The organism is Paenibacillus bouchesdurhonensis, assembly GCF_900155685.1.
GTDB classification, from domain to species: Bacteria; Bacillota; Bacilli; order Paenibacillales; family Paenibacillaceae; genus Fontibacillus; species Fontibacillus bouchesdurhonensis.
The window spans coordinates 3,842,409-3,848,766 of record NZ_LT732548.1 but is presented as its reverse complement, the minus strand read 5'-3'; the positions used below and the strand labels follow the sequence as shown (position 1 = coordinate 3,848,766).

The following is a 6,358-nucleotide window of genomic DNA, read 5'->3' as shown; positions in this document are numbered from 1 at the left end:
CGGGCAGCCCTTTGAGCGGGCGGCAGCAGCAGCGCCCGCTCGCGATGTGAAGACGCCGGCGCAGCGCGTCTTCATCAAGATCTCGGCGGCGGCGGAGAACGCCCGCCTGCTGGAGAAGCTGAAGGAGCTGCTTCAGCTTCATCCAGGCCCTGTCGCTACGGTGCTCTATTATGAGAGCACCGGGAAGCTGCTCGCGCTGAGTGAGCGCTATAACATCAAACCGTCGCCGGAACTGTTCCATCAGATGGAAGAGATGCTGGGAGCAGGAACTGTGAAAATTAAGTAAGGCGATAGTGAATTTGCAAGTGCACTGTGCTTCAATACCAATGCCCGCTTGAAGCCCCTACGCCATCTGTAACGCCTGCAGCGGTAGAAGGTGTGAATTTATATGACCGAACTGATTGAAGCCGTTAGGCGTGATTTTAGAGGCTTCTTAAAGCGCCATAGAGATCAGTAGCTAGAGTTTACTGAACCGCAAGTTATGAAGGAGCTATAAAAGAGCCGTATTCTTTTATAAACTGTACCCCTTGTAAAGGACATTTTTAAAAAGACTAGGATGCTTGCTTTAGAAGATGATCCCTGTACTGAACAGGGGTCATCTTCTTTAAATCCCACTGGTAACGGTAGTGGTTGTAATAGTGCATGTACTCTTTAATTTCCTTTTTCAGTTCCTCCAGTGTCTCACATCGCTTGTTCTATTAAAATGTTTTGGCAATAGTTTTATGAACATTTTGGCGTGCTTTTGCATACACTTAGGAACACCTGAATTACGTTGTCCTACATGTTTATTCGGACTGAACATGCTGTTGTGCGTAAAGCATATTGAAGGATGCGGGAGGAATGACAGATGTCGTATGAAATCGCAAAGGCTCAGCTGCTCCGCAGAGGGGTTGCTTTGGAGGATATTGCCGAGATTGTGTACTCGCTGCAAAGTGTTTATCATGCGGATTTGACGATGGAGCAGTGTCTGGATAGCGTGAAGGCGGTCTTGCAGAAAAGAGAAGTTCAATATACGTTATATACAGGCATTGCCCTGGATGAAATGGCGGAGAGGAAGTTGCTTCCGGAGCCGTTGCAGACGATTATGGAGGTGGATGAGCCGCTTTATGGGGTTGATGAAACGATGGCGCTGGGGATTACTAGTGTGTTCGGGATGATCGGGCTGACCAGCTTCGGTTATCTGGACAAGGTAAAGCCCCAAATTATAGGTAAACTGAATGAGAAGGGAGAACGGATTCACGTTTATCTTGATGATTTGGTCGCAGGACTTGCGGCTGCTGCCTCGGCGCGGATTGCCCATAAAAGCGATTCAGCGAACAGTTATTCCACGACTTAGAGCTCGTATTTGCCGACTCCCCTGGCGAATCGCATTTTAGCTTGCACCCATTTGTTGCGGGATTTTTGAAAATTATGTTATCATTACTCTATTATACGGGCTCAAAACGAAAGGTTAGGGGGCTTTGGTAAGGACATGTGGACTGTAATGTACATTGCGCCTACCGCCAAAATTGCGGATATGATTAAATCAAGGCTTACGGAAGAAGGCTTTCTCGTCCAAACACGTCCTGTCAATTTATCGAAACAGCAGTTTGAAATTTTGGTTCCTTCGGGCGAGCTCGAAGAGGTTCAAGAAGTGCTGAATTCTATTTTGCATCCTTAGAGTACAAAGTTAGGGCAAATCAGTAAAAGCGATGTATCCTTGACTGTAGGCGCGGCCTATTAAATCAACGGCTGAAGAGGTGTAGTTGTGTTTAAAGATTTGTTCCATAAAAAAAGAAAATACGCGACCATTCCTTCAGGAAGTCTAGAGAAGGAAGACAGTGTACAGCCGGAGGAAAGACCCAAACGCGAAATTCCAGAAGGCCTGATGAATAAATGCGGCAAATGCGGCAGCATCCAATACAGCAAAGAACTGGAAAAGAACCTGAAGGTATGTCCTTCATGCGGATATCACATGCGCTTGAATGCGCTTGACCGAATTCGCATTACGCTGGATGAGGGCAGCTTTGTCGAATATGATGCTGACTTGATTTCTGTGGATCCGTTAGACTTTCCAGGCTATGCGACGAAGCTGGAGCAGCAGACGCTGAAATCGGGCCTTCGCGAAGCAGTGGTTACTGGACAAGGCACGATCGGAGGGCTGCCTACGATCGTAGCTGTCATGAGCTTCGATTTCTTTACGGGGAGCATGGGTTCCGTCGTCGGAGAGAAGATTACTCGGGCGATTGAGGCTGCTATAGAGCAGCGGCTTCCGCTTATTATTTTCTCAACCTCTGGGGGAGCCCGCATGCAGGAAAGTATCCTCAGTTTGATGCAAATGGCTAAAACAAGCGCTGCTCTAGCTAGGCTAAATGAACAGGGTGGACTCTACATTTCGGTCATTACGGACCCGACCACAGGGGGCGTATCGGCTAGTTTTGCCATGCTTGGAGATATTATTATCGCCGAGCCTGGAGCGGTATTCGGCTTTGCGGGCCGGATCGTCATCGAACAAACGATCCGCCAGAAGCTGCCGGATGACTTCCAGACTGCAGAGTTCAATTTGCAGCATGGACAGCTCGACATGGTCGTCCACCGCAAAGAGATCAAAGCGACGCTATGCAAGCTGCTTGATCTACACGGCGTGAAGGGAGGAGTATAAGTGGCTGGAGAATTGCCTTTTGAAACGTCCCTCGTGAAGCTTCGTGAGAAGATCCAGGAGCTTGAGCAGTTCGGCAATGAGAAGGGAATTGATTTTTCGGAAGAAATCGCGAGGCTTGAGGAGCGCTATAAGCGGCTTGAGGATGAGATTTATGACAATATTTCGCCTTCGCAGAAGATGCACTTGGCGCGCCATCATCAGCGCCCTACGTCACTAGACTTAATCAACCTTATTTTTACTGATTTCATCGAACTGCATGGTGATCGGGTATTCGGCGATGATTTGGCCATCGTAGGGGGATTGGCCAAGTTGAACGGCATTCCGGTTACGGTTATTGGTCAGCAGCGAGGAAAGGATACGAAGGACAATATAGCCCGTTTCTTCGGCAGTCCGCATCCGGAAGGATTCCGCAAAGCGCTGCGTTTAATGCAGCAGGCTGATAAATTTAAACGCCCGATTATTACTTTCATCGATACGAAGGGAGCCTATCCCGGGATTACTGCTGAAGAACGAGGGCAGTCTGAGGCGATAGCGCGAAATCTTCGCGATATGGCTATGCTGCGCGTACCCGTTATTTGCGTAGTCATCGGCGAAGGCGGCAGCGGGGGCGCTCTCGCTTTAGGCGTGGGAAATCGGGTGGTTATGCTGGAGAATGCCATTTACTCTGTCATTTCCCCGAATGGGGCGGCTTCTATTTTGTGGAAGGATGCCTCGAAAGCCGATCAAGCGGCAGAAGCGATGAAAATTACGGCCCAGGATTTACTCTCCATGGAAGTTATCGAGGAAATCGTTCCTGAACCAAGGGGCGGAGCACATCGGGATTATGAGTCCACTGCAGAATCAATCAAGTCGGCGTTGGTTCGTCAGCTTGAGGATTTGTCCGTATTGAATGCGGACGAGCTTCTGGAGGACAGGTATCTAAAGTTCCGTAAAATCGGACATTTTGCCGAGGCGCGCAAATTCGAGAAGCTCCGGGAAGAACCGGCAACTGAAGCCGAAAGTCCTCCCTCAGCGGACACATCCGAACCATCCGCAGGAGAATTAGAAAAAGACTTGGAAAAGAACACTGTAGCAGACGCCGCGACAGTGGGTAATGAGTAGCATAAAAAGGAATAAAATGACTGAGATCTTGACGATATGACAAACTTCCTATACAAAATGGGAAAACTATAGTAAATTTAGATGTTGGAAAAGACGATATAGAGAGAACAAAACAAAACGGAGGAAACCCAAATGCGCAAAACAAAAATCGTATGTACTATCGGTCCTTCAAGTGAATCGTTAGAGAACACCAAGAAACTGATCATGGCCGGAATGAACGTCGCTCGCCTGAACTTCTCCCATGGAGATTTCGAGGAGCATGGCAATCGGATCAAAGTGATTCGTCAAGCGAGCGAGGAGCTGGGGAAATCAATCGCCATACTGTTGGATACGAAAGGTCCAGAAATCCGCACCGGCAAATTGAAGGAAGAACCGATTGAGCTAGTGCAGGATGAATTCATTACCTTGACGACGGAGGAAATTCTCGGCGACAAGGATCGCATCTCAATCACTTACGAAAATCTTCCGCGAGACGTGGAAGCAGGTTCAACCATTCTGATCGACGATGGATTGATTGGCCTTACCGTAGTTGATATCCAAGGTACGGAAATCAAGTGCCGCGTGATTAACGGCGGTCCAATTAAGAGCAAGAAAGGCGTTAACGTTCCTGGAGTTGACATTTCCCTTCCGGGCATCACAGAGAAAGATGCTAACGATATTCTTTTCGGGATTGAACAGGGCATCGATTTCGTTGCCGCATCCTTCGTGCGTAAAGCTAGCGACGTTCTTGAAATCCGTCAATTGCTTGAGCGTAACAATGCAGCCCATATTCAAATCATCTCCAAAATCGAGAACCAGCAAGGGATTGACAATCTGGACGAAATTTTGGAGGTTTCCGACGGTTTGATGGTTGCTCGTGGAGACCTTGGGGTTGAAATCCCAGCAGAAGACGTACCGCTTGCCCAGAAGAAAATGATCGAGAAATGTAACCGCGTAGGCAAACCGGTCATTACAGCAACGCAAATGCTGGATTCCATGCAGCGCAACCCAAGACCGACACGCGCGGAAGCAAGCGACGTAGCGAATGCTATTTTTGACGGCACTGATGCGATCATGTTGTCTGGTGAGACAGCAGCTGGTAGATATCCGGTTGAATCCGTATTGACGATGTCCCGCATTGCAGAAAAAGCAGAGTCTGCGCTGGAATATCGTGAAATTTTCATTAAGCAAAGCAATGCACAGCAAACTACAGTTACGGAAGCGATCAGCCAGGCGGTTGCCAATTCTGCGCTTGAACTGAACGCTAAGGCGATCATTACATCTACGGAAACCGGCTATACGGCTCGTATGGTGTCCAAGTATCGTCCGAAGGCTCCGATTATTGCTGTTACTACGCAGGACAATACGCTGCGTCGTCTAGCCTTGAATTGGGGAGTTACGCCGGTAAAAGGGAATGTAGCCTCTTCAACGGATGAGATGTTCGATAAAGCCATGAAAGGCGGACTCGATAGCGGCGTGGTCAAAGAAGGAGATCTTGTTGTGATTACAGCAGGGGTACCGCTTGGTAGTTCCGGTTCCACGAACCTGGTTAAAATTGGCCAAGTTCGTAAATAGTTTGCGATAGCTTATATACGATTGAGGATAAATGGACAAAGGCAATGGGCATTCCGGTTAAGCGGAAACCATTGCTTTTTGTTTCCTGAGCAGAAGGAGAGGGGTACCATGCACGTCAGCGAGCAAGTGATCGTTCCTAAATACTTTGAGTTTGATATGATGGGTATTATTTACCATGCCCACTATTTGGGGTGGTTTGAAATGGGAAGAACGAAGCTATGCGAGGATCTCGGGTTCAAATATATCGACATGGAGCGAGCTGGCTATATTTCTCCGGTTCATGAAATGAACGTGAAATATCATAAGGGAATCACCTATGGGGATGAGGTCGTTCTTAAGACCCGTATTCTGGATAACGGCGGCGTCAAAACAGTGTACGGATATGAGCTTTTTAACGGAGAGGGCACGCTTTGCGTTGAAGGAAGGTCTTCCCATTATGTGGTGAGGCGTGAGGATTTTAAACCCGTTGCTTTCAAAAAAGTGTTTCCCGACTGGTACGCAGCATTCGATGAAGCAAGCAAACTTTGAAAAAGTGCGCATGAACCTGTAAAATACTCTTTAAGTAAAAGTTCCAATATTCAATATTCAATTGATGTGACCATTCCCATCCGACTGGATGCTTTATGTAAAGGAGTTATTACATGCGCAAATGGATCCCTGTCATTATTGCTCTGATTTCTGTCGCCGAATTTTGGGCTTACGTCGAAGTAGGTGAACGACTCGGAGTTGGCAAGACGATTTTTCTTACCCTGGCTACCTCGATTATCGGGGGACTGATGATGCAGTTCGAAGGACGTAAGGTCATGATTGACGCGAAAGCACAAATGAGCGGAGGACAGGTTCCTGGGCGAATGGTTCTGGACGGAATCTGCGTATTCGCAGGCGGCATCATGCTGCTGGTACCTGGTTTTATTACAGATATCATTGGTTTTACGATGGTATTTCCATTGACGAGACCGATCTATCGACTGCTGCTCATGAAATGGATCGGCAAGAAAATTAAAGAGGGTAAAATTACATTTTTTCGCCGTTAAAAATACTCATATGGTTCTAGGGCCGGAC

The 6,358-nt window shown here is 47.8% G+C and carries 8 protein-coding genes and 1 pseudogene; 8 read left to right on the top strand and 1 reads right to left on the bottom strand.

The genetic code is table 11. The features are described 5' to 3' along the window. Window positions 1-286 (top strand): hypothetical protein (locus CZ379_RS21465; protein WP_199925720.1); only part of this gene is annotated, 286 nt, incomplete at its 5' end. A 265-nt stretch (window positions 287-551) separates the two neighbouring features. Here the strand turns inward: CZ379_RS21465 and CZ379_RS21460 are convergent. Next, window positions 552-692 (bottom strand): annotated as a pseudogene (locus tag CZ379_RS21460) (IS3 family transposase); the annotation flags it as partial. A gap of 155 nt (window positions 693-847) precedes the next feature. On the opposite strand from CZ379_RS21460, the gene CZ379_RS21455 reads away from it, so the two are divergent. The 7 genes from CZ379_RS21455 (at window position 848) to CZ379_RS21425 (ending at window position 6,330) form a co-directional block, all read left to right on the top strand. Beyond that, the gene (locus CZ379_RS21455) at window positions 848-1,336 is read left to right on the top strand and encodes a phosphatidylglycerophosphatase A family protein (RefSeq protein ID WP_110933486.1); all 489 of its coding nucleotides are present in this window, start codon (window positions 848-850) and stop codon (window positions 1,334-1,336) included. Window positions 1,337-1,471: 135 nt separating this feature from the next. After that, window positions 1,472-1,660: a glutamate decarboxylase gene (locus CZ379_RS21450; RefSeq protein ID WP_110933485.1), complete on the top strand. Its 189-nt coding sequence runs from the start codon at window positions 1,472-1,474 to the stop codon at window positions 1,658-1,660. An 87-nt stretch (window positions 1,661-1,747) separates the two neighbouring features. Beyond that, window positions 1,748-2,641 carry an acetyl-CoA carboxylase, carboxyltransferase subunit beta gene (gene accD, locus CZ379_RS21445; RefSeq protein ID WP_110933484.1) on the top strand — a complete coding sequence of 298 codons (894 nt, stop codon included), beginning with the start codon at window positions 1,748-1,750 and terminating at the stop codon, window positions 2,639-2,641. Further along, the gene (locus CZ379_RS21440) at window positions 2,642-3,742 is read left to right on the top strand and encodes an acetyl-CoA carboxylase carboxyltransferase subunit alpha (RefSeq protein WP_110933483.1); all 1,101 of its coding nucleotides are present in this window, start codon (window positions 2,642-2,644) and stop codon (window positions 3,740-3,742) included. It abuts the gene before it with no gap. A 132-nt stretch (window positions 3,743-3,874) separates the two neighbouring features. After that, window positions 3,875-5,296: a pyruvate kinase gene (gene pyk, locus CZ379_RS21435; RefSeq protein ID WP_110933482.1), complete on the top strand. Its 1,422-nt coding sequence runs from the start codon at window positions 3,875-3,877 to the stop codon at window positions 5,294-5,296. Window positions 5,297-5,404: 108 nt separating this feature from the next. Continuing rightward, window positions 5,405-5,824: an acyl-CoA thioesterase gene (locus tag CZ379_RS21430; protein WP_110933481.1), complete on the top strand. Its 420-nt coding sequence runs from the start codon at window positions 5,405-5,407 to the stop codon at window positions 5,822-5,824. A gap of 113 nt (window positions 5,825-5,937) precedes the next feature. Beyond that, entirely contained in the window at window positions 5,938-6,330 is a 393-nt protein-coding gene (locus CZ379_RS21425; RefSeq protein WP_110933480.1) for an FxsA family protein, read from the top strand. Window positions 6,331-6,358 lie beyond the last annotated feature (28 nt).